The 23,081-nt window shown below is 66.4% G+C and carries 25 protein-coding genes; 14 read left to right on the top strand and 11 right to left on the bottom strand.

Annotation, left to right across the window (positions count from 1 at the left end):
• The first annotated feature begins 39 nt into the window (after nucleotides 1–39).
• Genes crcB (PT015_RS00585) through PT015_RS00575 form a run of 3 tightly spaced genes read left to right on the top strand, consistent with a single transcriptional unit; the run spans nucleotide 40 to nucleotide 1,882 of the window.
• The gene (gene crcB, locus PT015_RS00585; RefSeq protein ID WP_285188076.1) at nucleotides 40–447 is read left to right on the top strand and encodes a fluoride efflux transporter CrcB; all 408 of its coding nucleotides are present in this window, start codon (nucleotides 40–42) and stop codon (nucleotides 445–447) included.
• A complete protein-coding gene (gene crcB / locus PT015_RS00580; RefSeq protein WP_285188075.1) occupies nucleotides 444–800 on the top strand; it encodes a fluoride efflux transporter CrcB in 357 nt (118 codons plus the stop codon). Before crcB (PT015_RS00585) ends, crcB (PT015_RS00580) begins: the two co-directional genes overlap by 4 nt.
• Nucleotides 797–1,882 carry a DUF190 domain-containing protein gene (locus tag PT015_RS00575; RefSeq protein WP_285188071.1) on the top strand — a complete coding sequence of 362 codons (1,086 nt, stop codon included), beginning with the start codon at nucleotides 797–799 and terminating at the stop codon, nucleotides 1,880–1,882. The genes crcB (PT015_RS00580) and PT015_RS00575 overlap by 4 nt, the downstream gene beginning before the upstream one ends.
• On the opposite strand, the gene PT015_RS00570 is transcribed toward PT015_RS00575, so the two are convergent.
• From PT015_RS00570 to PT015_RS00550, 5 genes are read right to left on the bottom strand one after another with little or no spacing between them, the layout of a single operon-like run.
• Nucleotides 1,876–2,826 (bottom strand): LLM class flavin-dependent oxidoreductase, encoded by a 951-nt coding sequence (locus PT015_RS00570; protein WP_285188070.1) that lies wholly within the window; start codon nucleotides 2,824–2,826, stop codon nucleotides 1,876–1,878. The genes PT015_RS00575 and PT015_RS00570 overlap by 7 nt on opposite strands.
• A gap of 14 nt (nucleotides 2,827–2,840) precedes the next feature.
• Nucleotides 2,841–3,320: a VOC family protein gene (locus PT015_RS00565; protein WP_285188069.1), complete on the bottom strand. Its 480-nt coding sequence runs from the start codon at nucleotides 3,318–3,320 to the stop codon at nucleotides 2,841–2,843.
• Between the two features lie 16 nt (nucleotides 3,321–3,336).
• Nucleotides 3,337–4,086, bottom strand: coding sequence for an SDR family NAD(P)-dependent oxidoreductase (locus PT015_RS00560; RefSeq protein ID WP_285188067.1), 750 nt, complete (start codon nucleotides 4,084–4,086; stop codon nucleotides 3,337–3,339).
• Nucleotides 4,083–5,321, bottom strand: coding sequence for an MBL fold metallo-hydrolase (locus PT015_RS00555; RefSeq protein ID WP_285190846.1), 1,239 nt, complete (start codon nucleotides 5,319–5,321; stop codon nucleotides 4,083–4,085). Before PT015_RS00555 ends, PT015_RS00560 begins: the two co-directional genes overlap by 4 nt.
• Nucleotides 5,321–6,580, bottom strand: a complete 1,260-nt coding sequence (locus tag PT015_RS00550; RefSeq protein WP_285188066.1) for a sulfotransferase family protein — start codon at nucleotides 6,578–6,580, stop codon at nucleotides 5,321–5,323. The genes PT015_RS00555 and PT015_RS00550 overlap by 1 nt, the downstream gene beginning before the upstream one ends.
• A 152-nt stretch (nucleotides 6,581–6,732) precedes the next feature.
• Between PT015_RS00550 and PT015_RS00545 the strand changes: the two genes are divergently transcribed.
• A complete protein-coding gene (locus PT015_RS00545; protein WP_390887904.1) occupies nucleotides 6,733–7,290 on the top strand; it encodes a hemerythrin domain-containing protein in 558 nt (185 codons plus the stop codon).
• Here the strand turns inward: PT015_RS00545 and PT015_RS00540 are convergent.
• On the bottom strand, nucleotides 7,287–8,927 hold the full coding sequence (locus PT015_RS00540; RefSeq protein WP_285188063.1) for a glutamate--tRNA ligase: 1,641 nt from the start codon (nucleotides 8,925–8,927) through the stop codon (nucleotides 7,287–7,289). The genes PT015_RS00545 and PT015_RS00540 overlap by 4 nt on opposite strands.
• A gap of 252 nt (nucleotides 8,928–9,179) precedes the next feature.
• Here PT015_RS00540 and PT015_RS00535 point away from each other — a divergent pair, with 252 nt between their 5' ends.
• On the top strand, nucleotides 9,180–10,616 hold the full coding sequence (locus tag PT015_RS00535) for a protein adenylyltransferase SelO (RefSeq protein WP_285188061.1): 1,437 nt from the start codon (nucleotides 9,180–9,182) through the stop codon (nucleotides 10,614–10,616).
• Here the strand turns inward: PT015_RS00535 and PT015_RS00530 are convergent.
• On the bottom strand, nucleotides 10,592–11,044 hold the full coding sequence (locus PT015_RS00530; protein ID WP_285188060.1) for a DUF5994 family protein: 453 nt from the start codon (nucleotides 11,042–11,044) through the stop codon (nucleotides 10,592–10,594). The genes PT015_RS00535 and PT015_RS00530 overlap by 25 nt on opposite strands.
• A 265-nt stretch (nucleotides 11,045–11,309) precedes the next feature.
• Between PT015_RS00530 and PT015_RS00525 the strand changes: the two genes are divergently transcribed.
• Complete coding sequence (locus PT015_RS00525; RefSeq protein WP_285188059.1) at nucleotides 11,310–11,543, top strand: hypothetical protein; 234 nt, start codon at nucleotides 11,310–11,312, stop codon at nucleotides 11,541–11,543.
• Here the strand turns inward: PT015_RS00525 and PT015_RS00520 are convergent.
• Nucleotides 11,486–12,355: an oxidoreductase gene (locus tag PT015_RS00520; protein ID WP_285188058.1), complete on the bottom strand. Its 870-nt coding sequence runs from the start codon at nucleotides 12,353–12,355 to the stop codon at nucleotides 11,486–11,488. The two genes, PT015_RS00525 and PT015_RS00520, sit on opposite strands and share 58 nt — an antisense overlap.
• A 91-nt stretch (nucleotides 12,356–12,446) precedes the next feature.
• On the opposite strand from PT015_RS00520, the gene PT015_RS00515 reads away from it, so the two are divergent.
• The gene (locus PT015_RS00515; RefSeq protein WP_285188057.1) at nucleotides 12,447–13,025 is read left to right on the top strand and encodes a TetR/AcrR family transcriptional regulator; all 579 of its coding nucleotides are present in this window, start codon (nucleotides 12,447–12,449) and stop codon (nucleotides 13,023–13,025) included.
• A gap of 129 nt (nucleotides 13,026–13,154) precedes the next feature.
• On the opposite strand, the gene PT015_RS00510 is transcribed toward PT015_RS00515, so the two are convergent.
• The gene (locus PT015_RS00510; protein ID WP_285188056.1) at nucleotides 13,155–14,915 is read right to left on the bottom strand and encodes an N-acyl-D-amino-acid deacylase family protein; all 1,761 of its coding nucleotides are present in this window, start codon (nucleotides 14,913–14,915) and stop codon (nucleotides 13,155–13,157) included.
• Between the two features lie 88 nt (nucleotides 14,916–15,003).
• On the opposite strand from PT015_RS00510, the gene PT015_RS00505 reads away from it, so the two are divergent.
• The 4 genes from PT015_RS00505 to PT015_RS00490 all read left to right on the top strand — a co-directional run bounded on the left by PT015_RS00505 (nucleotide 15,004) and on the right by PT015_RS00490 (nucleotide 18,697).
• Complete coding sequence (locus PT015_RS00505; RefSeq protein ID WP_285188054.1) at nucleotides 15,004–16,329, top strand: aromatic ring-hydroxylating oxygenase subunit alpha; 1,326 nt, start codon at nucleotides 15,004–15,006, stop codon at nucleotides 16,327–16,329.
• Nucleotides 16,313–16,918, top strand: coding sequence for a TetR family transcriptional regulator (locus PT015_RS00500; protein WP_285188053.1), 606 nt, complete (start codon nucleotides 16,313–16,315; stop codon nucleotides 16,916–16,918). The genes PT015_RS00505 and PT015_RS00500 overlap by 17 nt, the downstream gene beginning before the upstream one ends.
• Before the next feature lie 122 nt (nucleotides 16,919–17,040).
• Nucleotides 17,041–17,904 carry a fructose bisphosphate aldolase gene (locus tag PT015_RS00495; RefSeq protein WP_285190845.1) on the top strand — a complete coding sequence of 288 codons (864 nt, stop codon included), beginning with the start codon at nucleotides 17,041–17,043 and terminating at the stop codon, nucleotides 17,902–17,904.
• Between the two features lie 34 nt (nucleotides 17,905–17,938).
• Complete coding sequence (locus tag PT015_RS00490) at nucleotides 17,939–18,697, top strand: AraC family transcriptional regulator (protein ID WP_285188050.1); 759 nt, start codon at nucleotides 17,939–17,941, stop codon at nucleotides 18,695–18,697.
• An 11-nt stretch (nucleotides 18,698–18,708) separates the two neighbouring features.
• Here the strand turns inward: PT015_RS00490 and PT015_RS00485 are convergent, their stop codons facing one another.
• The gene (locus PT015_RS00485; RefSeq protein WP_285188048.1) at nucleotides 18,709–19,275 is read right to left on the bottom strand and encodes a class I SAM-dependent methyltransferase; all 567 of its coding nucleotides are present in this window, start codon (nucleotides 19,273–19,275) and stop codon (nucleotides 18,709–18,711) included.
• A gap of 196 nt (nucleotides 19,276–19,471) precedes the next feature.
• On the opposite strand from PT015_RS00485, the gene PT015_RS00480 reads away from it, so the two are divergent.
• The gene (locus tag PT015_RS00480; protein ID WP_285188046.1) at nucleotides 19,472–19,987 is read left to right on the top strand and encodes a hypothetical protein; all 516 of its coding nucleotides are present in this window, start codon (nucleotides 19,472–19,474) and stop codon (nucleotides 19,985–19,987) included.
• Between the two features lie 5 nt (nucleotides 19,988–19,992).
• On the opposite strand, the gene PT015_RS00475 is transcribed toward PT015_RS00480, so the two are convergent.
• The gene (locus PT015_RS00475; protein ID WP_285188044.1) at nucleotides 19,993–21,720 is read right to left on the bottom strand and encodes an N-acyl-D-amino-acid deacylase family protein; all 1,728 of its coding nucleotides are present in this window, start codon (nucleotides 21,718–21,720) and stop codon (nucleotides 19,993–19,995) included.
• Nucleotides 21,721–21,770: 50 nt separating this feature from the next.
• On the opposite strand from PT015_RS00475, the gene PT015_RS00470 reads away from it, so the two are divergent.
• Nucleotides 21,771–22,397: a TetR/AcrR family transcriptional regulator gene (locus PT015_RS00470; protein ID WP_285188043.1), complete on the top strand. Its 627-nt coding sequence runs from the start codon at nucleotides 21,771–21,773 to the stop codon at nucleotides 22,395–22,397.
• A gap of 9 nt (nucleotides 22,398–22,406) precedes the next feature.
• A complete protein-coding gene (locus PT015_RS00465; protein ID WP_285188041.1) occupies nucleotides 22,407–23,081 on the top strand; it encodes a P-loop NTPase family protein in 675 nt (224 codons plus the stop codon).

The following is a 23,081-nucleotide window of genomic DNA, read 5'->3' as shown; positions in this document are numbered from 1 at the left end:
CTGCCCGAGCACCGCCTGCAACGGAAGGGATTTCGACGAGTGGCAAACTCTGCGTCGCCGCGCGACTACCGGGAGTTGGCCGCGGTGTTCGCCGGAGGCGCGCTCGGCACCGTTGCGCGCACCGGGTTGAGCCTGCTGATGACCGCCGACCCGTCTCGCTGGCCGTGGCCGACGTTCGCCGTCAACATCGTCGGGGCGTTCATGCTGGGCTATTTCACGACACGACTGCTGGAACGGTTGCCGCTGTCGAGCTACCGCCGGCCACTACTCGGCACCGGGGTGTGCGGCGGCCTGACGACGTTCTCCACCATGCAGGTCGAAACGCTGAAGATGGTCGAACATCATCACTACGGACTGGCGCTCGGATACACCTGCGCCAGCATCGTTTTGGGATTGCTCGCCGTGCATCTGGCGTCAGCACTGGTTCGACGGGCCGCGCTGCGATGATCTGGCTCGGCGTGATCCTCGCGGGTGGCATCGGTGCGGTGCTGCGATTCCTGCTCGACGGCGCGGTCGCGCGCCGGGCCGGAAGGTCTTTCCCGTTCGGGACGCTGGCCGTGAACCTCAGCGGGGCCACTCTGCTCGGCTTCATCGGCGCACTGGCGTTGGATCGCTACGCCGCGTTGATCGCCGGCACCGCGTTCGTCGGCTCGTACACCACGTTCTCCACGTGGATGCTGGAGACGCAGCGGCTCGGCGAGGAGCGTCAGGTGCGCAACGCCGCAGCCAACATCGTGGTCAGCGTCGTGCTGGGACTGGGCGCGGCGCTGCTCGGGCAGTGGATCGGCGGCCTGGTGTGAATCAGCCATCGCTCAAGCTCACCGCATATTTCGGCGAGCGCCAGCGCGTCGTGCGCGACGGTCGGCGACCGGGCTTTCTCGCCGACGCGATGCTCGACCTCTTCGACAACCGGGAGGTCGCGACGAGCGTCATGCTGCGCGGCATCGCAAGTTTCGGGCCGCGGCATGTGCTGCGCACCGACGAGTCACTGAGCCTGTCGGAAGATCCGCCGGTGGCGATCGCGGCGGTCGACGTGGAACCCAAGATCAGCGGCCTGGTCGACGACGTGGTTGCGATGACGGGACGCGGCCTGATCACCCTGGAGCGGGCGCGCCTGGTCGGTGACCACGACACCGTCGACGTCGGCGCCGACGACGCCGTCAAGCTCACGGTCTACATCGGCCGGCAGGAGCGGATCGGCGGTCTACCCGCCCATCGCGGGGTGTGCGAACTGCTGCACCGACACGGATTCTCCGGTGGCGCCGTGTTTCTCGGTGTCGACGGCACCGCGCACGGCGAGCGTTATCGGGCCGCCTTTTTCAGCCGCAACGTCAACGTCCCGCTGATGATCATCGCCGTCGGAACGCCGACGCAGGCGACCGCCGTCGTCGCCGAACTCAGCGAACTTGCCCCGCATGCGCTGATCACGGTCGAGCGGGTGCGGGTGTGTAAGCGCGGTGGCGAACTGTTCGACCGCCCACATCGCCTACCCGAGGTCGACGAACACGGCCGCCCGCTGTGGCAGAAGCTGATGGTGCACACCAGCGAGGCCACCCTCCACGACGGCGCCCCGATCCACCGGGCGCTGGTGCGCCGGCTACTCGATTCGGGAATGGCGCGCGGCTCGACGGCGCTGCGCGGCATCTGGGGTTTTCACGGCGACCATAAACCGCACGGCGACAAGCTCTTTCAGCTGACGCGACGGATGCCGGTCGTGACGATCATTGTCGACACCCCCGAGTGGATCGCACGCAGTTTCGAGATCGTCCACGAGTTGACCGCCGAGCACGGACTGGTGACCAGCGAGATGGTCCCGGCGGTGATCACTGTCGACGAAACCGACCGCGACGGTGACGGCGGATTGGCCCGGCACGACTACTGAGCCAGCGCCGGCAGCACCTCGTCGACCAGTAACTGCACCGACCTCCACGCCTCGTCGACCGGCATTCCGCCGACGAGCGGGTGCAGCACCAGCGGGCCGTAGTCCGACGCGCCGCGAATCTCGGCGACGAGGTCGTCGGGAGTGAGGAAGCGATAGCGCCCCGACGCGCGCACCTCGTCGAGGGTCTGCACGCCGGGCAGGTGCATGAGCGAGCGTTGATCGACCGACCATCCCCCGTAAGTGACTGCCTCCCAGAGGATGTGGTCACCGAGTTCGGCCCACGCCCGGTCGGGATCCTGGTGTAGGTAGATCATCCCCCGGTTGACCGGGCCCGGCATGATGACCAGCGGCGCCAGGTCGGCCTCGGCGCACAGGTCACGGTAGTAGGCCGCGACATCGGGCAGGTGATCGGCCAGGCTGAGCGGAAGGCGGAAGCGGGCCGCCCGCCGCGCGGTGACCCTGGCACCGCCACCGATATACAGGGGTGGATGGGGACGACTGTGCGTTCCGATCTGCGACCACACCGCGAGCATCCGCTCGATCACGGTGTCCATCAGCGGGCCGCGTTGGCTGAAATCCATTCCCAGCGAGTCATATTCGACCGTGCGGTAGCCCAGGCCCACCGTGGTGTGCAGGCGACCGCGACTCATATTGTCGACCAGAGCGATGTCCTCGGCGAGCCGCACCGGATTCCACAACGGACCAAGTGCACAATCCACGCTGGCGATCATCGTCGAGGTGCGGGCCAGAAACATGCCCGCGGCCAGGATCGGGTTACAACTCCAACCCTGGCCGGTGGCGTGATGCTCGTCGACGCTTACGGTCAGAACACCCCGCGACTCGCCCCAGTGTGCCAATTCGAGTGCGGCGCGCAGCAACTCGCCCTGAATACGCGGATCACCACCTGGCGACGCGAAGTTGAACCGCAGCACCGGCAACACCATATCGAGACCTCAGGTCACTCGCCGGGCGGCGTCACCGCCGACTTGAGGAATGCGGGAAAATCGGGAAAGAGCTTGCGGTCGACGATCTCGATGCGGGTGCCGAACGCGTCGATGTAGTAGGCGAACAACGCCAGATCCGGCGGGGAGACATCGGCGGTCGCTTCGAACGCGAAGCCGTTGGCCTCCAAATCTTTCGCGGTCGCAGCCAGGTCGTCGACGAAGTAGCCCAGGTGGTGCACCGAGTTACCGGCGGCGGCCGTCCACGGGCTTTCCGGTACCTGCTGGATGAGTTCGACGTGCGGCGCCTCCAGCGAGTACACGAATGTCGATGTGAGCTCACGGGTTCCGTTGACCGTGCGGAACGGCAGGGTGTACGTCAGCGGAGCGATCCAGGTGTAGCCCGCCACCGCGCTGAGCCGCTGCATCGCCACGTCGAGATCCGGTACCACGATGCCGGTGTGGTAGTAGTCCTCGGGCTTCAGTGCGAATGTCATTGTCTCCCTATCATTGTCAGACGCAGTCCGATGCGCCGTCGACGACGAATACTGCTCCGCTGGTGTAGCTGCATTGTTCGGTACACAGGAAGGCGATGGTGGGCGCGATCTCCGCGACGGACCCGAACCGGTGTAACGGGATGTGCGCCAACTCGGTGTCTAAGATCTCGGTGACGCCCTGCATGGGTGCGGTCATCGGGGTGTCGATCGCGCCGGGCGCGACGGCGTTGACGCGGATTCCCTTGCTCGCCCACTTGACCGCGAGATTTCGGGTGATGTTGATGACGCCGGACTTGGCGGCGCTGTAACCGGGCACCATGGCCACCGAGCGAAGGGCCGACATCGAGGCCAGGTTGACCACGCTGGCTCCCCCGCTCGCGGTGGATGCTTTCAACGCGCGATACAGGCCCACGGTCAACCGGTACGGCCCGGTGAGATTGACCGCGACCGACGCCTCGAATCCGTCGGGCTTCGATTCGTCCAGTCCGCCGGGGAAATTTGCGCCGGCGTTGTTCACCAACACGTCGAGTTGGCTGAACTCGGCGGCCAGCGCGTCGACCGACTCGTGGTCGGTGATGGCCAGCTGGTGATAGGCCATTCCGGCCAGGTCGGCATCGTAGTCGGCGGCAGCCGGCTTCGTGCCCGTGATGGCGACGTGCGCGCCCGCGTCGCGAAACAACGTCGCTGTCGCGTAACCGATTCCGCTGGTGCCGCCGGTCACCAGGACCGTGGTGCCGGTGAAGTCGAAACTGACCGTAGCCGTCATGCGTTCTTCTCGATCTGTTCGGTGAGCCAGGCTCGTTCCCAGAAGTTCGTACTCTCCCCCAGCAGCATTTCGTGGGCGCGCTTCAGCACGTCACGCGCCCCGGGGTGATCGGCACCCACCAACTCGGCGAGATGGATCGCGTGCAAGGGTCGTCCGGCGTCCAGGTGCTCGCCGGAGCGCGAGACGAGGGCGTCGGCTCCGGCCAGGTCGACCACGTCGGCGGTCACCTCGTCGAACCCGATCGGGTACAACTCGGTCGTCGAGCGGTGATGGAACCAGCCGGAGTAGTTCTCCCAGATCGCTCGAACATCCCAGGCGACCTTGCCATAGCCTTCGCCCACTTCGTATTCCGCGGGCAGAGCCACGTCGCGCATCAGCGTGCGAACATCCCTGCCGGCGTTCATGCCCTCGACCGTCCGGTCGTGGATGTAGCGCAGGGCGTCGCGCAGCCGACTCAGCTCGGCGTCGATGCGGTCGGCGCCGGTGACCGGAGCGAAGTGGCCGGTCACCAACGTCTCGGGTCGCAGCGCTCGGACGCGCTCGATCGAGTCGATCGCGGTCAGTGCGTCGCGATACCGGTCGCCCCGCATCGTCACCAGATTAGGGATATGCCCGAATATCGGGCCGAAGGTGTTGCCGCACAGACAGATTGCCTCGTCAGGCAGCCATACGACCAGCGAGTCGTTGGTCTCCCCGCCCGGCACGGCGATGAGTTCCATCCGCCGACCGCCCACCTCGAGCGTCAGCGTGTCGTCGAAGTCGAGGTCGACGACCGGCACGCTCTGGCCGGGTAGGCGTTTGGTACCGAGTCGACGCTGAATGGCCTGAATGCCGTCGGCCAAAGTGTGCTTGAAGGCGAATGCGCTGCGGTTGGCCCGGTACGGGATGAGCCGCTCGTTGTCATCGCGCCACAGCGTCCAGTTCGACTGTGCGACAACGGTTGTCTCGGGGTCGCGGACGCTGTCGAGGCCGCCGACATGGTCCACGTGGCCCTGCGTGAAGACGATGTAGCGCACCGGCGAGGAGTCGACGGCGTCGAAGTTCGCGCGGTGCACCGGCCCTTCGAAACCCATTCCGGTGTTGACGATCACCCGGCCGTCGTCGGTCGTCAGCAGGTAGGCGTTCGACAGTCCGGGCGAGCACCACAGCCCCGGGGCGATCTGCTCGGCCGCGTCGGCGGACGCCGGACGCAGGGCGTCCGCGCCCGGACGGCTGCGGTAGATCGGCTCGTCCATCATTCGGGCCGCACGTCAAAACGATCGAAGTAGAAGTCGAACCTGCGCCGCAACTCGTCCGGCGCGACGCCGAAGTGCCGTTCGAGGTTGTAGTTGATGCTGCCGTGCTTGCCACGCGGATTGCTCTCGAGGTACTGCTGGAACCGCTGGCGCACCTTGGGCGTCAACTCGGCGCCGCCACAGCCGTAAAGCTTGTCGAGCAAGGGCATTTCGTTGCCATTGAGGTGATGGAAGCCGATGTCGATGCTGCGGTCGGCCGGCACCAGTTCGCGGTCACGCACGCAGGCGCTGAGCAGTCGGTGTACCCGGTCGGCCCAATAGTCGAGCAACCACTCGGGGTCGATGCTGGTGCGACGCAGCCGATCCGAATAGGCCATCATCGTGATCGCCGACTGGATCACCGCGACGGGATCGCGGTGGGTGAAGGCCACCGTCGCATCGGGGAAGGTCGCCATCAGCGGACCGAGTTGCTCGCAGTGCTGCGGACTCTTCAGGATCCACGTCCGCGGGCCGCGCAGGAACGTCAATGCCTGCAACACCTTCTTCAGGTAGCCGTAGTGCCGATGCTGATCGAGGCCGAGGTAGTAGTCGCGCCAATCCGGCACGCGCGCATGCCATTCCAGGACGTAGCCGGCCAGGTCGAGGTCGAGGAGTTCGACCTCCTCCTCGATGGCCTCCGGGAAGCGGTCGTGCATCGCGGCGACCAGTGGGGCGCTGGCCATCAGTGCCTCGTGTTCGGCCTTCGCCCGCGCGTAGCGGGGGTCGACGCCGAAGGCGTCCGGTCCTTCGCCGATCGCGGGGATCGGATCCTGGCTCTCCCAGTACGGCAACGCGCGCCGGCGCGGGTCGGCGGCGATCAGGTTGACCAGATGCGTGGTGCCCGACCGCGGCATGCCGACCACGATGAACGGCTGCTCGATCGGGATCGACTCGATCTCGGGGTACCGCTTGAGCAGATCGGTCAACGACAGCCGGTTGCGCAACAGTCGAACGACGCGCTGCCGCAGCGACGAACGTGTGAGCTGCGTGAGGCTGGTATCAGACTCGATCGCGGCGACGTGCGCGGCCAGCCGGTCGCGAAAGCCGTCGGTGTCGTCGAGGTCGTCCACGCCGGCGTGTTCGACGGCCTCGGCGAGCATCGCGTCGAGGTCGAACTCGACGGGCCTGGCCTCGGTGTACTCGAGGATCTGCCGTTGGATGTCGGTGAGTCGAGGGGATGTCAGATCGTCGAGATCAAGATCGCGATCCGAAGAGCTCACGCGGCGGCCCCTCCTCGTCGACGTAGCGCCGCATGCAGATTAGCGCCATCGGGTAGTGCGTTTAGCGGCATTCTTCCTGGGTACGCCCAACTCGACTGGTCAACGGTCTTTATCCGTCGAAGTGCGAAGCGCTGGGGGTTGATGTGCCCGAGATGATCATCGCGTCGCCTGATGACGTCGTCGCCTTCCTCAAGGCGCAGCACAACGTCATCGAGGACATGTTCGACCAGGTCCTGCACGCGACGGACCCGCACGCGCGGGAGAAGCCATTCGTGCAGCTGCGGCAATTGCTCGCGGTGCACGAAACCGCGGAGGAAATGGTGGTGCATCCCCGAGCGCGACGCGACGTGGAGTCGTTCGACTCAATCGTCGACGCTCGGCTCGAGGAGGAGCACGACGCCAAGAAACTGCTGTCGCGAATCGAGAAGCTCGACATCACGTCGACCGAGTTCATCGACGAGCTCACGACTCTGCGAGATGCGGTGCTCGATCATGCGCTGCACGAGGAGACCTACGAGTTTCCGAAGCTAGAGAAGCAGCTCGATGACGATGAGTCCAAGCGGTTGACGGCGGCGGTGCGCGCGGCGGAAGCTATCGCCCCCACCCGTCCGCACGCGGGTGTGGAGTCGCCGCTGTTGAACTTCGCCGTCGGGCCGTTCGCGTCGATGCTCGACCGCGCCCGCGACCTGATCGAACACGGGCTCGACTAGACGGTCAGGGCACCGATCCGCCGTAATACCTCGTCGCGACCGAGGGTCCGCGCGATCTGGAACAGGTCGGGGCTCCTCGTCGAGCCGGTCAAGCCGACCCGGATCAGCTGAGACGCCTCGCGGATCGAGCCGGGGTACGCGTCCGGATTCTTCTTGTATTCCTTGGCGTTGGCGGCGAAGCCGAACTTCTCGGCCAGATCGCGGATCTGCTGGAACCACTGCGCCGGGTCGTCGATGTCTTGGTAGGAGGCGACAAAGTCGCCCGCGAACGAGCGGACCAGATCGACCGGCAGTCCGCCCAGTCGGTCGTCGTCTTCGCCGACCGGAGTGAACAACTCGGCGAAGAAGAAGCCGTAGGCGGGACGAAAGTCCGACCACTTGCGAAGGTCCTTGCGCGGATTCTCGGCGCCGTCGCGCTCGACGGCCAGCGCGGCCAGCGTGTGGTCCGGATGCGCCTCGATCACCGCATGCACCTCGGGATCGAACTCGGCCGCCCACGTCGTCAGCGCCGCGTAGATCTCCGCGCCGCCCAACGTCGCGACGTAGTCGGCGCTGATGTCTTCCAGCTTCACCAGATCCACCAGCGGGCCGGCCCCGCCGCAGTCGGCCAGCGAGATCGGCGCTGCCAGCGCCTCGGGCAGCGGCATCTCGGCCAGCCGCCCATTGGCCAGGCCGCGCAGGTAGTAGAGCACCGCGTCGGCGGGATAGCCGGAGCGGATGTAGAAGTCCACGTCGGCTTCGGGGTCTTTGCGCTTGGACAGCTTCCGCTTGCCGCCGGGGATCTGCTTCATCAGCAGCGCGATGTGCGCGTACACGGGCGGCTCGAAACCGAGCGCCTCGAACAGTTGCAGGTGCAGGGCCGTCGACGACAGCCATTCTTCGCCGCGGATCACCAGGTTGCAACGCATCAGGTGGTCGTCGACGGCGTGGGCGAAGTGATATGTCGGAAGCTGAACGGCCGCAGACGATTTCAGGATCACCACGTCGTTGTAGTTGTCTTCCATGGACACCTGGCCGCGGATCGCGTCGGTGAAGGTCGCCCGGTTCTCGGTGCGGCCGGGCGAGCGGAACCGCACCACGAAAGGCGTGCCCTGCTCCAACTGCTCGCGGACGGCCGCGTCGTCGGCGTCGCGCCACAGCGCCCACTCGCCGTAGTAACCCGTCGGCCGCTTGAGTTGCTGCTGCTTCGTGCGAATCTCGGTGAGCTGGTCGGCGGTGGCAAAGCACAGGTAGGCCTTGCCGGAGCGCAGGGCCTCGCGCGCGTAGCTCAGATAGATCGTCGACCGCTCCGACTGCCGGTACGGTCCGTGGTCGCCGCCCTCTCCGACGCCCTCGTCAGGGATGACCCGGAAGTAGTCGAAGGCACGGCTGAACTGTTCGTAGGCGCCCTCGACCTCGCGCGACTGGTCGGTGTCCTCGATCCGGACGAAATAGCGGCCGGCGGTCTCGCGGGCGACCGACAGGTCGATCATCGCGGTGTAGATGCCGCCGAGGTGGATGAAGCCCGTCGGCGACGGAGCCAGCCGGGTCACCTGCGCGTCAGCGGGCAGGTCCCGCGGCGGGTAGCGCCGTTCCCACTCGCCCACTTCGGGCAGGTCGGCGGGGAAGAGGCGATCGACCTCGTGCGGCTCGAGCATTCCGGTGACGGCTCCTTGTGACGACGGTTTGCCTGGTCGATGTTAGTCAGAAGCCGAATGTGCCGACCCGCTGCGCCCGGCTCCCGCCGCGCTGGCGATCGGCACGCGCCGAATGTGCCGACCCGCTGCGCCCGGCTCCCGCCGCGCTGGCGATCGGCACGCGCCGAATGTGCCGACCCGCTGCGCCCGGCTCCCGCCGCGCTGGCGATCGGCACGCCGGTTACGGGCCGTACCGCCCGTACGCTGGGTGAGATGAGCGTCGTCCCGGATACCACCGTTGCTCTGCAGGACCGCTTCGCCACGGACCTGCCCGAGCTGGTCGTCAGCTGGCAGGCCGAGACCTTCCCCGACCCGCGGCTGCTGGCGTTCAACGAGCCGCTGGCCGAGGAGTTGGGCCTCGACCCCGAATGGCTGCAGGGAGCCGAGGGCCGGCGCTTCCTCGTCGGCAACCACGTGCCCGACGGCGCCGCGCCAGTCGCGCAGGCCTACGCGGGCCACCAGTTCGGCGGATATATCCCGCGGTTGGGCGATGGGCGCGCGTTGTTGCTGGGCGAACTCGCCGACCCCGACGGGCGGCTGCGCGATATCCACCTCAAAGGTTCGGGACCGACTCCGTTCGCCCGCGGCGGCGACGGCTTGGCGGCGGTCGGGCCGATGCTGCGGGAGTACATCGTCAGCGAGGCGATGCACGCCCTCGGGGTGCCCACCACCCGCTCGCTGGCCGTCCTGTCGACCGGCCGCCTGGTACAGCGCGAGACGGCGCTGCCGGGTGCGGTGCTCACCCGCGTCGCGGCGAGCCACCTGCGGGTGGGCAGCTTCGAATTCGCGTCCTCGACCCGCGACCTCGACCTGCTGCGACGCCTGGCCGATCACGCGATCGCCCGCCACTACCCCGGCGCCGCGATGCTCGACAATCCCTACCTCGCGCTGTTTGAAGCGGTCGCCGCGGTGCAGGCGTCGCTGGTTGCGCAGTGGATGCTGGTCGGTTTCGTGCACGGCGTGATGAACACCGACAACATGACGATCTCCGGTGAGACGATCGACTACGGCCCGTGCGCCTTCATGGAGGCCTACAACCCCGACACGGTGTTCAGCTCGATCGACCAGTGGGGCCGCTACGCCTACGACAACCAGCCCACGATCGCCGGCTGGAACCTGGCCCGCTTCGCCGAGTCGTTGCTGCCGCTACTGGCGGACACCGTCGACGAAGGTGTTGCCCTCGCGCAGAGGGCTTTTCAGGTTTTCCGCGACCAGTACGACAGCACCTGGACCGACGGGATGCGCGCCAAGCTCGGCCTGCCCGAGGACGTCGAAGCCCCAGCCGTCGCCGAACTCTCTGAAGATCTGCTCACGCTATTGAAGGACGGCCGCGTCGACTACACGTCGTTCTTTCGGCAGTTGAGCACCGGTGCCGACCGCCTTGAGATCGCCGGCATCGACGCGTGGGTCGCGCGTTGGCGATCGCTGAATCCGGATGCGGCGCTGATGAACCGCAGCAACCCGATCTACATCCCGCGCAACCATCTCGTCGAAGAGGCGCTGTCCGCTGCAACCGCCGGCGACCTGGATCCGTTGCGGCAGTTGCTCATTGCGATCAGCGCCCCGTTCGACGAGCGGCCGGGCCTGGAGCGCTATGCCGCCGCCGCGCCGGAGGAGTTCGGCGACTACCGGACGTTCTGCGGCACCTGAGCGGCCGCGGCACACTGATTCAACGCGGCTTGCAGGATCGAGCCGGCGGTCACGAATGAAGGCTTGTCACGGTCGGCCGGGATGATCGTGAGACCGGCCGCGCGTCGCAACAGCATGAGCGCCAGGCCGCTGTTGGTGTTGTACGCGACGACCAGTAAATTCACCCGCGCCCGTTCGCCATTGACGGTGATCACGTGTTGCGGCTTGAGTTGCCAGGTCGGCCAATTCAAGTCCGGCGGCCGCTGCAGATGAGACCAGTTGACGTTGATAGAGGTCACGCTCCCCAGCAGCGGGGTGAGGGCCGACACGAGACCGGGCAACTCCATCGTCATGCGGTCGACTCGCGGCCACCAACCTCCGTCGATGGGCCCACCCAGTCGATCGGCAATCGCGACCCGGACGGGATTCGCCGACCGCCAGTCGTTCATCCGACGGCGGATCGTTGTGGCGCACAGGCATAGCTCGTCATCGGAAATTCCTCCCGGGCAGGCGTCGCTTCCCGCAGGCACAGAAAACGGAGGAATCTCATTGCTCGGCAATATTTCTCGTGCGCATGGCGGCACGCCTTGCCCACAACGAAACGGCTCGATGCAACAGTACGCCACAACAGGCGGTTTGTAACTTCACCGAGGTCGCGGCAGCGGTCGAGGCGCCGTCGAGAGCGTAGAGTTGCGGAAAAGACCGGGGGACTCAATGGCCATTCAGAACTGGTGCGACGCACCTGAGATCCATCCGTCCGAGATTCGCGTCGGTGACGTCATCGGGACGCGTCGCGAAACGACAGTCCGTTACACGGTCAAAATGATCAGCGTCCCGCAGAGCAGTCCGCGGCGGTGGACCTTTTTCGGCCGCGACGCCTCCGGTCACGACTATGCGAAGGCGTTCGGCGAAGAGGATTTCGTCCGGCGGTACGCGCAGGCATCCTGAGCGCGCAGATTGTTCGCCTTGCGAATTCCCTTGTCCAGCACGGCCGTCGGCGCGAACCGCTTCAGAAGCGTCAACTGACGGGCCAGCGGCCCGGCCGGGTAACGCAGCTTCGGCGTACGAGCCAACGCCGCGTTTAGCACAACTTGCGCCACCACCGACGGGTCGTCGCCGGCACGGACCGCCTTGATCAGCCCCTCCTTGACATGTTCGCGCAGGGCCAGGTAACTCTCGATCGGCGAATCGGGCTCACCGGCGTTGGTGTCGAAAGACGTGTCCGTGTAACCGGGTTCGACCACCGACACCCGCACCCCGAATTCGCGGGTTTCGTGATCCAGCGACTCCGAATAGCCCTCAACGGCGTGCTTGGAGGCCGAGTACAGCGCGCCGTAGGGCGCCGGCAGAAATCCCAGCACGGATCCGATGTTGATGATCCGGCCGTTGCGCTGAGCCCGCATGTGCGGCAGCACTTCGTTGGTCACCCGGATCAAGCCGAAGAAGTTGGTGTCGAAGAGTTCCTGCGCCTGTGCGACCGAACTCTCTTCCGCGGCACCGAAAATGCCGATGCCGGCGTTGTTGACCAGGACATCGATCCGGCCCGCGCGCTCGATGACGGTCGATACCGCAGCGCCGACTGAGGTCGGGTCGCTGACGTCCAGCGGCAGGAGTTCGACGCCAGTGATGGAATCGCTGTTGTGCGGGTTGCGGCTGGTGCCGAACACCTCGTAGCCCTTGGCCGCGAATGCGCCGGCGATGGCCCGCCCTATTCCCGACGAAGTGCCGGTGATCAGAACCACGGGCGATCGCTGTGTCATGCTCACTCCTAGTAAACCGATTGGTGTACGTGCGTCGGCGTCAGGCTACACACGCCCGCCCGGTATGTAAACCGTTCGGTATACTCGCGACATGAAGACAGTTGCGCCGACCAAGGGCGGTCGGGGCGCGCGTCAGCGCATCCTCGAGGCCGCTGCCGAATTGTTCTACCGCGACGGCATCAACGCGACCGGTGTCGAAAAGCTGGCCGCCGCTTCATCGGTGTCGAAACGCACGCTCTATCAACACTTCCCGAGCAAGACAGCGGTCGTTGAGGAATACCTGCGCGGCATGGAACGACGCGTCGACGAGTCCGTGATCCATTCTCACGAGGGTCAGGCACCGCGCGAGCGGATGCTTGCCGCATTCGACGGCCACACCGCCGGCGGCGAGACGTTTCGGGGCTGCCCGTTTCACAACGCGGCCGTCGAGTCGGCCGGGGCCATGCCGGGCGTTCAGGACATCGTGCGGACCGCCAAGCTCGGCTTCGCCGACTGGCTCGCCCAGCTGGCCGCCGAGGCGGGCGCCGCGAATCCGCGACAGCTCGGCGGCCAACTTGCCGTGCTCTACGAAGGTGCCGGCGCCCTGGCGACCTCGCTGGATGACCCCGAACCGTGGGCCCGCGCCAAAAGGGCAGCTGAGGTGCTGATCGACCACGCGCTGCCCGGCTGATCACCTCCGCGCGGAGCCGACACGCCATTTGCCCGCCTTCGAGCGAATTTCATGAGTCGGCGGATGAATTCGCTCGAAGGTGGGCACAACGGACACCCAGACCCGTGCAAACGGGCGTGACTGCAGGGCTCAGCGGGCGCCGCGGACCAATCGGCCGGGCCGCGCACCGGTATCGGCGCCGTGGCGCCGGGTCACCACGCCGTTGACGATCGTCGCGTCGTAACCCGACGCCCCCTGGATCAGCCGCTTTCCCCCGGCCGGCAGGTCGTAGGCCATCACCGGCCGATGCAGGGTGATCGCGTCCATGTCGATGATGTTGACGTCGGCGCGCTTGCCGATCTCGACCACGCCGCGGTCCGACAGCCCGAACAGTTGCGCGGTGTCGTAGGACTGCTTGCGAATGACGTACTCCAGCGGCAACTTCTCCCCGCGACGCCGGTCCCGCGACCAGTGCGTGAGCAGGAAGGTCGGGAACGACGCGTCGCAGATCATGCCGCAGTGCGCACCGCCGTCGGATAGACCCAGCACGCCCGCAGGGTGCAGCAGCATCTCGCGGATCGCGTCGTGATTCCCGTGGGCGTAGTTGTAGAACGGCAGCATCAGCATCGACGTCGCGTCGTGCTCGAGCATCAAGTCGTACAGCGTGGACAGCGGATCTTCGCCGCGCTCGGCCGCGATCTTCTCCACCGTGCGCTCGTCGGTGGGCTCGTAGTCCGGCGGATCACCCATCGCGTAGGTGCGACCGAGGGCGTACTGCGCCAGTGCGAACATGTTGTCGAACAACAGATTTGGATCCGGCGGCAGGTCGTCCTCGGCGAGTATCGCGGCCTTGACGGCGGGGTCGGCGAGTCGCTGTGCGAGCTCCTCGCGGCTGCACTCGCCCTTGAGCCGGATGAAGGTCGGGCGATGGGTGAAGGCATGGTGGCCGTCGAAACCGAACAACATCCCGAACGGTCGCGCGGCGATCTGCGGGTACAGCCGGCTCCCCGCGGCGTGGGCGGCCGCCGAGACCTCCAGCTGTTCGCGCCAGAGGTCGGGCGCGGCGTCGACCTGGATCATGCCGAACGAGATCGGGCGGTCGATCTCGGCACCCAGCCGCTGCATCCACTCCAGCTCTTTCTTCGGCGCGATGATGTCCTCGCCCGCAACGCCCTGCGGAGCAAGCTCGAACACCGCCTGTCCACCGGCGGCCATCGCGCGACCGAGCCCGAACAGCTCGTCCTCGGCGGCGTAGGTGCCCGGCACCGGCTCGCCGTCGATCGCGCGGTGACCGATCGTGCGTGACGTCGAAAAGCCCAGCGCCCCAGCCTCGATCGCTTCCCGGACCAGTCGCGCCATGGCCTCGATGTCGTCCGGCGACGCCGGCTCGTTGCGAGCGCCGCGATCCCCCATCGCGTAGGCGCGGACCGCGCCGTGCGCCACCTGGCTGCCCACGTCGACGGCGAACTCCTGGCGCCCGATGACGTCGAGATACTCGGGGTAGCTCTCCCAACCCCACGAGATGCCCTCGGTGAGCGCGGCGCCGGGGATGTCCTCGACGCCCTCCATCAGACCGATCAGCCAGTCCTCCTGGCCGGGGCGGACCGGGGCGAATCCGACCCCGCAGTTGCCGGTCACGACGGTGGTCACGCCGTGACCGCTGGAAGGCTCCAGCAGCGCGTCCCAACTGACCTGGCCGTCGTAATGGGTGTGAATGTCGACGAAACCGGGCGCGACGATCTTGCCGGTCGCGTCGATCGTCTCGGCAGCCTCGCCGTCGAGCGGCGCACTACCGGGACCACGCCGTCGCACCTCGACGATCTTGCCGTCCTTGACCGCGATGTCGGCGGCGAATCGGTCCGCGCCGGTCCCATCGACGACGGTGCCACCGGTGATTTTGAGATCGAACACGATTACTCCCTTGGCTGCGCTGCCGACTGGCTACAGTGACCTCTACAACGGAATGTAACACCGTTACAGAGACTTCGGGAGCACTTCGATGACCACCCACCCGACCAGCGACGTACGCCGCGAGGACGCGATCGGCACCCCGCCGCCGCGACCGACGCTGGTGCCGGCTGACCGGTACTACTCCCCGGACTTCGCCCGGTACGAGGTCGAGCGGATGTGGCCCAAGGTGTGGCAGGTCGCCTGCACCCTCGACCACGTCGCCGAGCCCGGCGACTATTTCGAATACCGTTGCGGCCCATACTCGGTGCTCATCGTCCGCGATCACGACGGCACGCTGCGAGCGTTTCAGAACGTGTGCCGGCACCGCGGCAACTCGCTGTGTGCGGGCTCGGGTTCGGAGCTCCGCGAGTTGCGCTGCGGCTATCACGGCTGGACGTGGGACCTGGCCGGCGCGCTCAAGCGCGTGCCCAACCGCAAGGGCTTCGGCGCGTTGTCGATGGCCGACTACCCGTTGCTTGCGGTCCGCGTCGACACCTGGGAGCGCCTGGTCTTTGTCAACCTCGACCTCGGCGCGCCGCCGCTGGCCGACTATCTGGAGGCGATGCCGGCCGACATTGCCTGGCTGGGAGTCGGCGACTTTCGCTGTTACGCAACCATGACCGTCGACGTCGAGGCGAACTGGAAGACCATCGCCGACGGGTTCAGCGAGACCTATCACATCCAGACGCTGCACCCCGAGTTGCACCGCTGCATGGACGACGTCTTTGCGCCACAGGTGATTTGGGGCCACACCGGCAAATCCGAGCAGCTGTACGGACTGCCGAGCCCACACCTCAAGCAGCCGGTGACCGACGCCGAGGTATGGGACGCCTACGTGACCACCCAGGGCGCGCTGATGGGTATCGCCGAGGGCACGCCGTTCCCGGACGGCGGCCCCGTGATGGAGGTTATCGTCGAGCGAATCAGGGCTTTCGCTGCATCCCGCGGCGTGGACATGAGCTGGGCGAGCACCGATCAACTGATGAAACTGCATCAGTACAACGTGTTTCCGAATTTGACGGTGCTGGCCAACGCCGACCACCTCACGGTGATGTGCGCTCGCCCCGGTCCCGACCCCGATCACGGCGAACTGGTGATGATGCTGTGGATGCGCATGCCGCCCAATGCGCCGCGCGGCACTCCGGCCGACGTTCGACTCGCCGCGAACCAGGCCGAGCCGGGTCTGGTTCTCACGCAGGACATTTCGGTCCTGGCCGGCCTGCAACGCGGTCTGCACCAACCCGGGCTCACTCATCTGACGCTGTCCGCGGAGGAACGCCGGGTGATCAACCTGCACCGCAACCTCGACCGGTATCTCGATCTGCCCGAGTCAGAACGGACAAGCGGAGGTGAGACCGATGCCGGAATCCCTTAATGCGGAGACGATCCTGGACACCGCCGCAGGCCTGATCGAAGGTCAGGGCGTCGAGTCGTTCACCATGCGGCGGCTCGCAGAGGAACTCGGCGTCGCGGTCACGTCCATCTATTGGCATGTCGGCGGCCGCGACAAACTCTTCGACAGCCTGGTCGACCGGTTACTGCGCGAGATGGCGCATCTGCCCTCGGTGGGTGACAGCGCGATGGAACGCATTGCCTCACTAGCCCGTTCGCAGCGCCGCGTCCTGATCGACCGGCAGCACCTGTTGGCCATTGCACACGAGCGCGACAGCACTCCGACGCTGTTCCTGCCCATTCAGCAGAAGCTGGCCGCGCTGCTCGCCGACGTGGGCGTGACCGGCACCGACGCAGCACTCATCCTGCGTGCGATTCAGGTCCACGTCATCTCCTCGGCGGTGATGCAGTTCTCGGCGGTGCGCGGCGCCAAGCACGACGAAGAGGATCCCTCCCTGTGGGACGACGACTGGCCCGACCGGGCTCTGGTGCAGGCGCTGCAGTCCCCCACCGACTACGACGCGGTGTTCGAGTACGGTCTCGACGCGCTGTTGGCGACGCTCCCCGTGTGACCGATGGTTTGCCGGATCACCGGAAGTGGTAGCCGCAACCCTAACGCTGCGCGATGCTGGATGCGGCGGGTCGGCAGACGGATGGTGGAGGAATCGCAGTGAACGACGAGCAACTCAACGAAATGGGCTCTGGACGTGGCTTCATCGCCGCGCTGGACCAGAGCGGCGGTAGCACCCCCAAGGCGCTGGCGCTCTACGGGATTCCCGAGGCCGCATACGGCAACGACGCGCAGATGTTCGACCTGATTCACCAGGCACGCGCCCGGCTGATCGAGAGCCCGAACTTCACCAACGAGAGAATCCTGGCCACCATTCTGTTCGAGCAGACGATGGACCGGACCATCAACGGCGAGGACACCGTTGCCTATCTGTGGAAGCAGAAGCACATCGTGCCGTTCGTCAAGGTCGACCAGGGGCTTGCCGACGCGCGGTACGGCGTGCAACTCATGAAGCCGATGACGAAGATCGACGACGTGCTCGAACGTGCCGTCGAGAAGGGCATTTTCGGCACCAAGATGCGCTCGTTCATCAAGGAGCCCAACGACGGCGGGATCAGGGCCGTCGTGCAGCAGCAGTTCGACTGCGCCGCGAAAATCGCGCGCCACGGATTGATTCCCATCATCGAGCCCGAAGTCAGCATCAAATGCCCCGACAAGCCCACTGCCGACCGGCTTTTGGTGACCGCGATCATGGAGAAGCTGGACGATCTCCCCGACGATCGACAGGTCATGCTCAAGCTGACGCTGCCCGACGAGGCCGACCTCTACGAACCGCTGATCGACCATCCGCGGGTGCTGCGCGTCGTCGCCCTGTCCGGTGGCTACACGCTGACGCAGAGCGCCGAGATCCTGGCCCGCAACCACCACCTGATCGCGAGCTTCTCCCGGGCGCTGACCGAAGGACTCACCGTCGACCAGACCGACGACGAGTTCAACGACAAGCTCAAGGCCAATATCGACGAGATCTACGCCGCGTCGGTGACCTGACACGACTGTCGGTCTTTCAATAGACTGACCCTCGATGTTGAAAGTCCGCCAACGGCCAGACGCCCCCACCAGCACGCTGCGGCTGGCATCCGGCGACCGCATCCCCGCCCACCGGCACCACGACCACCAGATCGTCTACGCCGGCCGCGGGGTGCTGGCCGTCACTACGGACAAGGGGTCGTGGGTCGCCCCGGCAACGAGAGCGATCTGGATTCCCGCGGGCACCTTCCATGCACATCGGGCCTACGGCGAACTCAAGCTGCACACCGTCGGGCTGGGGGCCGCCGACAACCCGCTCGGGCTCGATACGCCGACGGTACTGACCGTGGCGCCGCTGCTGCGCGAGCTGATCATCGCCTACACCCGCAGCGACGCAGACACCCCCGCACGTGATCGGCTGCGCGCGGTGTTGCTCGACGAGTTGCGCACCTCCCCGCAGCAGCCGCTCCATGTGCCCACACCGAGCACGCCGCTGCTCGCTGCGGTGTGCGACATCCTGCACGCCGACCCCGGTGACGGTCGCACGCTCGCCGAACTCGGCCGCGCAGTCGGAGCCAGCGAACGCAGCCTGTCTCGGCTGTTCCGTGAGGATCTCGGAATGACGTTCCCGCAGTGGAGAACCCAGTTACGCCTCCACCGCGCGCTCGTACTGCTGGCCGAGCGAACACCGGTGACCACCGTCGCGCACCAGTGTGGCTGGTCGTCGGCAAGCGCGTTCATTGAGGTGTTCCGGCGCAGCTTCGGCCACACACCCGGCGCATCACTCCGTTTCGACGAACTCGAAACCGATTGAATCCCAGCCCCTTAGGGCTTGGCAGCGCGCCACCGCAGCCGAGTCCCGGCCGTGTCGATGCGAATATCGTCGAAGCCGATCCGCCCCAGCCGCTGTCGCAACCCGTCCGGTTCGACCGGGTTGTAGGTGTCGCGAAGGTGAATCAACCTGAACAGCAACGAGCCCAGTCGGTCGCTGCCGGCGAACACGCCGCCCGGCCGTAGGACCCGAAAGGCCTCAGCGAACAGCCGGTCCTGCAACTGATCGGTCGGCACGTGGTGCAGCATCGTGAAACACACCACCGAGTCGAAAGCTTTGTCCGGCAGGCCCGTATCGCTACCGTCGCCGTGCAGCACGCGGGCCCGGTCGCCGTACAGGTGATTCAGCCGCTCGGCCATGGGCTCGTCGACCTCGACCGCGGTGACCGCCCCCGCGCGGTCGACAAGCGCACGCAGCGTTGCACCATAGCCGGGCCCGATTTCGAGTGTCTGCTCGCCCAAATCGACACCGGCGAGCGCCCACGGCAGTAAGTCCTCGCGAACCATGTTGGCCCAGCTCGCCGAACTACACCGCCGCTGATGCAGCACATTCATCGCCATGGTCTGACGCCTCTCTGTCGAAAACTCGTGCAGACAGGACGCTAATGGACGGTCGCGGTTGCCGGCTTCCGAAAATATGCCGCTTTATGTCGGAAAACCGCCATCGCCGCAAGCATCCTTCGAATCGACCGGAATATAAGTTCGCGCAGGTCCGTTGCGCCCCTCGTAGAACGATCCGGCAGTGAGAGGCGCGGCCATGACGACGACGGAACACACCCGGGAAAACTTGCTCGTGCAGGGACTCGGGAGGCCGGTGGCCCTGAACGCCGTCGACTGGAAGATCAAGCACGACAACCCTTCGGCGTCCGTGTCCGACATACAAGACGAGACGCTCGGGGTGATCCGCGCCCTGGTCGACGACGGCCTGTTCACGCTGGGCTCGGTGCGCAGACACCGATTTGTGTCGTCGAGGCGTTCGCTGAATCGCTCCATGCACCGCATCTCGCACCAGTACGTCGACCATTACGACGACCCCAAGCGCTGGATGTTTTCGGCGTGGATGAAGCTGACCAACAAAGGTCAGCGGCTGGCTCAGTCGCTGGAACAGCGGGCGATCGATTCCTACCGCGACAGCTGGGCCGGCAGTGACCGCTGCGAAAACGTGTTGCCGCATGACTTTTCGACGCACGACATCGCCGAGCTACGATACCTGCGCGCCGAGATCGCCCAATGGCAGACCGCGGGAGCAGGTCTGATTCGCGACGTGGCCTGAGGCCGTCAGCGGGTGCGGGCCTGCAAAAAGCGACCAACGTGCAGGTCAGTGCCGAAACCAGGCGCGAATTCGCCGTTGCGGTAGACGATCTGGCCTCCGACGACCGTCGCGCTGACGAGCTTGTCGTTGCGGTTGACCATCCGCTGCACGTCGGGCGCTCCCGGATAGGGCGCCTCGGCGTAGGCGGCGCTCGAGCCGTCGAACCCGGCGGGATCGAGGACGGTGATGTCGGCTCGCTTACCCGTCCTCAGGTAGCCGGCGTCCAGCCCGTACCAGTCGGCAAGCTCGCCGGTGAGGCGGTGCACCGCGGCCTCCACGGGCATCGACCGACGGTGGTGAACGCGTTCCAACATGCGGAGCCCGGAGTTGTAGAACGCCATATTGCGCAGGTGCGCACCGGAATCCGAGAAGCCGATCTGCACGTTGGGTGAGCGTTGCATGCGATCCAGGACGTCCTCGCGGTCGTTGGCGACGACGACCCGCCAGCGCAGGCGGTCGCCGTGCTCGACCGCCAGATCGAGCAATGCATCGGGGGCTTCGATGCCACGGCTCGCCGCGACGTCGGCGAACGACTTACCGACGACGGAATTGTCTGGGCAGGCAATGATTTCGGCGTCGCCGAGGTCGCGGCTCCACACCCGCGGGCCGAACTGCTTGGCCATGTCCTTGCGGAACTGGCGGCGATAGGACTCGTCGGCGAGCAGCTTTCCGCGACTCATCTCGTCGCGGAAGTTGAGTGCCGCAGAGCCGGAGCCGAATTCCTCGAACACGATGAGGTTGAACCCATCGGCGTACATCTCGAACGGCACCGGCAGGTGCTGCCAGCGGAAGTCGCCACCCGCCCGGTTGGTGAGGCCGGCGGCCAGCAGCGTCAGCCGCGCTGCCCGCCGGTCGGCCTTGACATCCGCGGCCGCGATCAGCGTGGTCTTGAGGGGTCGCCGGAATCCGCGGCCGATACTCTGCGCGAGGTAGCGCGACACCTCCGCCTGACGGGCCAGGTTCGGGGTGCTCTGGTGCACGCGCCCTCGTTGTCGCAGAACACTATTCAGCGCGGCGAACTCCGACCAGGTGGCGTAGGTCGAGGGCAGTTGACGCGCCGGGAAGCGGGTGCCCTCGAGCTTGGAGAAGGAACTGCGCAGCGTCGACAGCCCGACGAAGCCGGCGTCGAGCGCATCGGACAGCATCTGCTTCATCTGTCCGATCTGCGCGCGGGTGGGTCGATAGTCGGCGTCGACCGACTGGCCCAGGCCCAGCACAGCGGCGCGGATGTCGGAGTGGCCGATGAACGCGGCCACATTAGCCCCGAGCGGCAACGAGTCGATCGTCTTCGCGTATTCGGCTGGGCCACTCCAGGTTCTGGCCTCTTTGACCGAGTCGTGCACGATCTGCCAGGGCAGCGCCTCGACGCGGGCGAACATGTCGGCACAGTCGTCGGCCTCGCTGTACACCGTCGACAGCGAGCAGTTGCCGAGGATCACCGATGTCGTACCGTGCCGCACGGACTCCCCGAGCCCGGGGCTGAGCAGCACTTCGGCGTCGTAGTGAGTGTGTACATCGACAAGGCCCGGCATGACCCACCGGCCACCGGCTTCGACGGTGCGGGCGCCCTCCGGTAGACCCGGCGCAACCGCGGCTACTTTCCCGTCCCGGATCCCGACGTCGGCGGTGACGGGCGCCGCGCCGGTCCCGTCGAACACCGTGCCGCCACGGATGACCAGTTCAAAGTCCGCCATCGTTCACCCATCTTTCGATACTCTTCGGTATCCAGTCGATACCGGGGAGTATGCTCACCGGCATGTCGCCTGTCAAGCCGCAGCGGACCCGCCCCACCCGGAGCGAGGTCCGGGACCGGATTCTGGATGCAGCCTCGAAGGTTTTCGCTGCTGAGGGGTTCGCCGGCGCCACCATCGATGCGATCGGTCAAACCGCGGGATTCACCAAGGGCGCGGTCTACTCCAACTTCGGATCCAAGGACGAACTGTTCCTGGCCCTGCTCGATCGCGAGTTCGAGCTTCGCGGCGAGCAGATCGCCACCGCGCTGGAGGGCGGCGGCAACATCGCCGCCGCCGCGGACACCTTGAGCCGCTCGGTACTCGACTCGGTGCACGACCACGCCGACTACTACGTGCTGTTCGTCGAATACTGGCTGCGCGCGGTGCGTGACCCGGAACTGCGTGACCGGCTGATCGCACGGCGTCGGGCCGCCGCAGCCGACCAGGCCGACAACTTCGCCGAATCCGCGGCCGCGGTCGCGTCCGGCCGGCCGCTGACCGACCTCGCCCAGCTGGTGGTCACCATGAATCTCGGCATCGCGATGGAAGAAGTCCTGCGCCCTGGAACCATCACCCCCGACCTTCTCGCGCGGTTGATCACCGCACTGCTCGAATCCGTTGCAGTGCAGGGCGATTAGGAGCAGCACATGGACACACAAGACAACGCGGAGGCTCCCGCGGTGATCACCGCGGTCGGGTTGGGCGTGGATGGCGAACACGAGCCACTGTTCTCCGGAATCGACCTGGCGCTTACCAAGGGATTTCATGCCATTCAAATGCCGGGCGGTCCGGGCCAGACCGCGCTGCTGTTGACGTTGTCCGGTCGTTTCAAGCCGTCCCACGGCACCGTGGCGGTGCTCGGCGACAGCGCGCCGCGCGCCATTCGCCGGCACTGCGCGATCGCGGCCTTCCCCGATATCGACGAGCTGGAAGATTCGGTGACGGTACAGACGGTGCTGGCAGAACAACGGCGGTGGCTGGCCCCGTGGTACGCGCAGATTCCCCGCGAGGCCGGCAAACACAAGCTGACCGAGGTGTTCGGCGAGACTCCCCCGCCGTCCACCGACACCTACATCGTCGAATTGTCCGACCTGGAACTGTTTTTGCTACGCATCGCGCTAGCGACGATGTCCAACCGCCCGATTCTGGTGGTCGGCGACCTCGAGCAGGTGCGCGACAACGCACGCCGCGAGATCGCGGTGCAACGCCTGGGCGCACTCGCGGAGAACATCACCGTGGTGGTCGGCGTGACCAACCCGCTCGGCGCACAGGCGCCCGAGCATGAACTACATGATCACCGCATCCTGACCGAAGGGGACTGA

It is taken from the genome of Candidatus Mycobacterium wuenschmannii, assembly GCF_030252325.1.
Taxonomy (GTDB): Bacteria; Actinomycetota; Actinomycetes; order Mycobacteriales; family Mycobacteriaceae; genus Mycobacterium; species Mycobacterium wuenschmannii.
Note: the sequence above shows the minus strand (reverse complement) of the source record. Positions and strands in the feature narration are given on the sequence as shown.

Bases quoted from the DNA above. Each gene is read 5' to 3' on its own strand.
- crcB (WP_285188075.1), top strand. From the start codon at position 444: ATGATCTGGCTCGGCGTGATCCTCGCGGGTGGCATCGGTGCGGTGCTG.
- PT015_RS00570 (WP_285188070.1), bottom strand. From the start codon at position 2,826: ATGGTGTTGCCGGTGCTGCGGTTCAACTTCGCGTCGCCAGGTGGTGAT.
- PT015_RS00565 (WP_285188069.1), bottom strand. From the start codon at position 3,320: ATGACATTCGCACTGAAGCCCGAGGACTACTACCACACCGGCATCGTG.
- PT015_RS00560 (WP_285188067.1), bottom strand. From the start codon at position 4,086: ATGACGGCTACGGTCAGTTTCGACTTCACCGGCACCACGGTCCTGGTG.
- PT015_RS00555 (WP_285190846.1), bottom strand. From the start codon at position 5,321: ATGGACGAGCCGATCTACCGCAGCCGTCCGGGCGCGGACGCCCTGCGT.
- PT015_RS00545 (WP_390887904.1), top strand. From the start codon at position 6,733: ATGATCATCGCGTCGCCTGATGACGTCGTCGCCTTCCTCAAGGCGCAG.
- PT015_RS00540 (WP_285188063.1), bottom strand. From the start codon at position 8,927: ATGCTCGAGCCGCACGAGGTCGATCGCCTCTTCCCCGCCGACCTGCCC.
- PT015_RS00535 (WP_285188061.1), top strand. From the start codon at position 9,180: ATGAGCGTCGTCCCGGATACCACCGTTGCTCTGCAGGACCGCTTCGCC.
- PT015_RS00530 (WP_285188060.1), bottom strand. From the start codon at position 11,044: ATGAACGACTGGCGGTCGGCGAATCCCGTCCGGGTCGCGATTGCCGAT.
- PT015_RS00525 (WP_285188059.1), top strand. From the start codon at position 11,310: ATGGCCATTCAGAACTGGTGCGACGCACCTGAGATCCATCCGTCCGAG.
- PT015_RS00520 (WP_285188058.1), bottom strand. From the start codon at position 12,355: ATGACACAGCGATCGCCCGTGGTTCTGATCACCGGCACTTCGTCGGGA.
- PT015_RS00515 (WP_285188057.1), top strand. From the start codon at position 12,447: ATGAAGACAGTTGCGCCGACCAAGGGCGGTCGGGGCGCGCGTCAGCGC.
- PT015_RS00505 (WP_285188054.1), top strand. From the start codon at position 15,004: ATGACCACCCACCCGACCAGCGACGTACGCCGCGAGGACGCGATCGGC.
- PT015_RS00500 (WP_285188053.1), top strand. From the start codon at position 16,313: ATGCCGGAATCCCTTAATGCGGAGACGATCCTGGACACCGCCGCAGGC.
- PT015_RS00495 (WP_285190845.1), top strand. From the start codon at position 17,041: ATGGGCTCTGGACGTGGCTTCATCGCCGCGCTGGACCAGAGCGGCGGT.
- PT015_RS00490 (WP_285188050.1), top strand. From the start codon at position 17,939: ATGTTGAAAGTCCGCCAACGGCCAGACGCCCCCACCAGCACGCTGCGG.
- PT015_RS00485 (WP_285188048.1), bottom strand. From the start codon at position 19,275: ATGGCGATGAATGTGCTGCATCAGCGGCGGTGTAGTTCGGCGAGCTGG.
- PT015_RS00480 (WP_285188046.1), top strand. From the start codon at position 19,472: ATGACGACGACGGAACACACCCGGGAAAACTTGCTCGTGCAGGGACTC.
- PT015_RS00475 (WP_285188044.1), bottom strand. From the start codon at position 21,720: ATGGCGGACTTTGAACTGGTCATCCGTGGCGGCACGGTGTTCGACGGG.
- PT015_RS00470 (WP_285188043.1), top strand. From the start codon at position 21,771: ATGCTCACCGGCATGTCGCCTGTCAAGCCGCAGCGGACCCGCCCCACC.
- PT015_RS00465 (WP_285188041.1), top strand. From the start codon at position 22,407: ATGGACACACAAGACAACGCGGAGGCTCCCGCGGTGATCACCGCGGTC.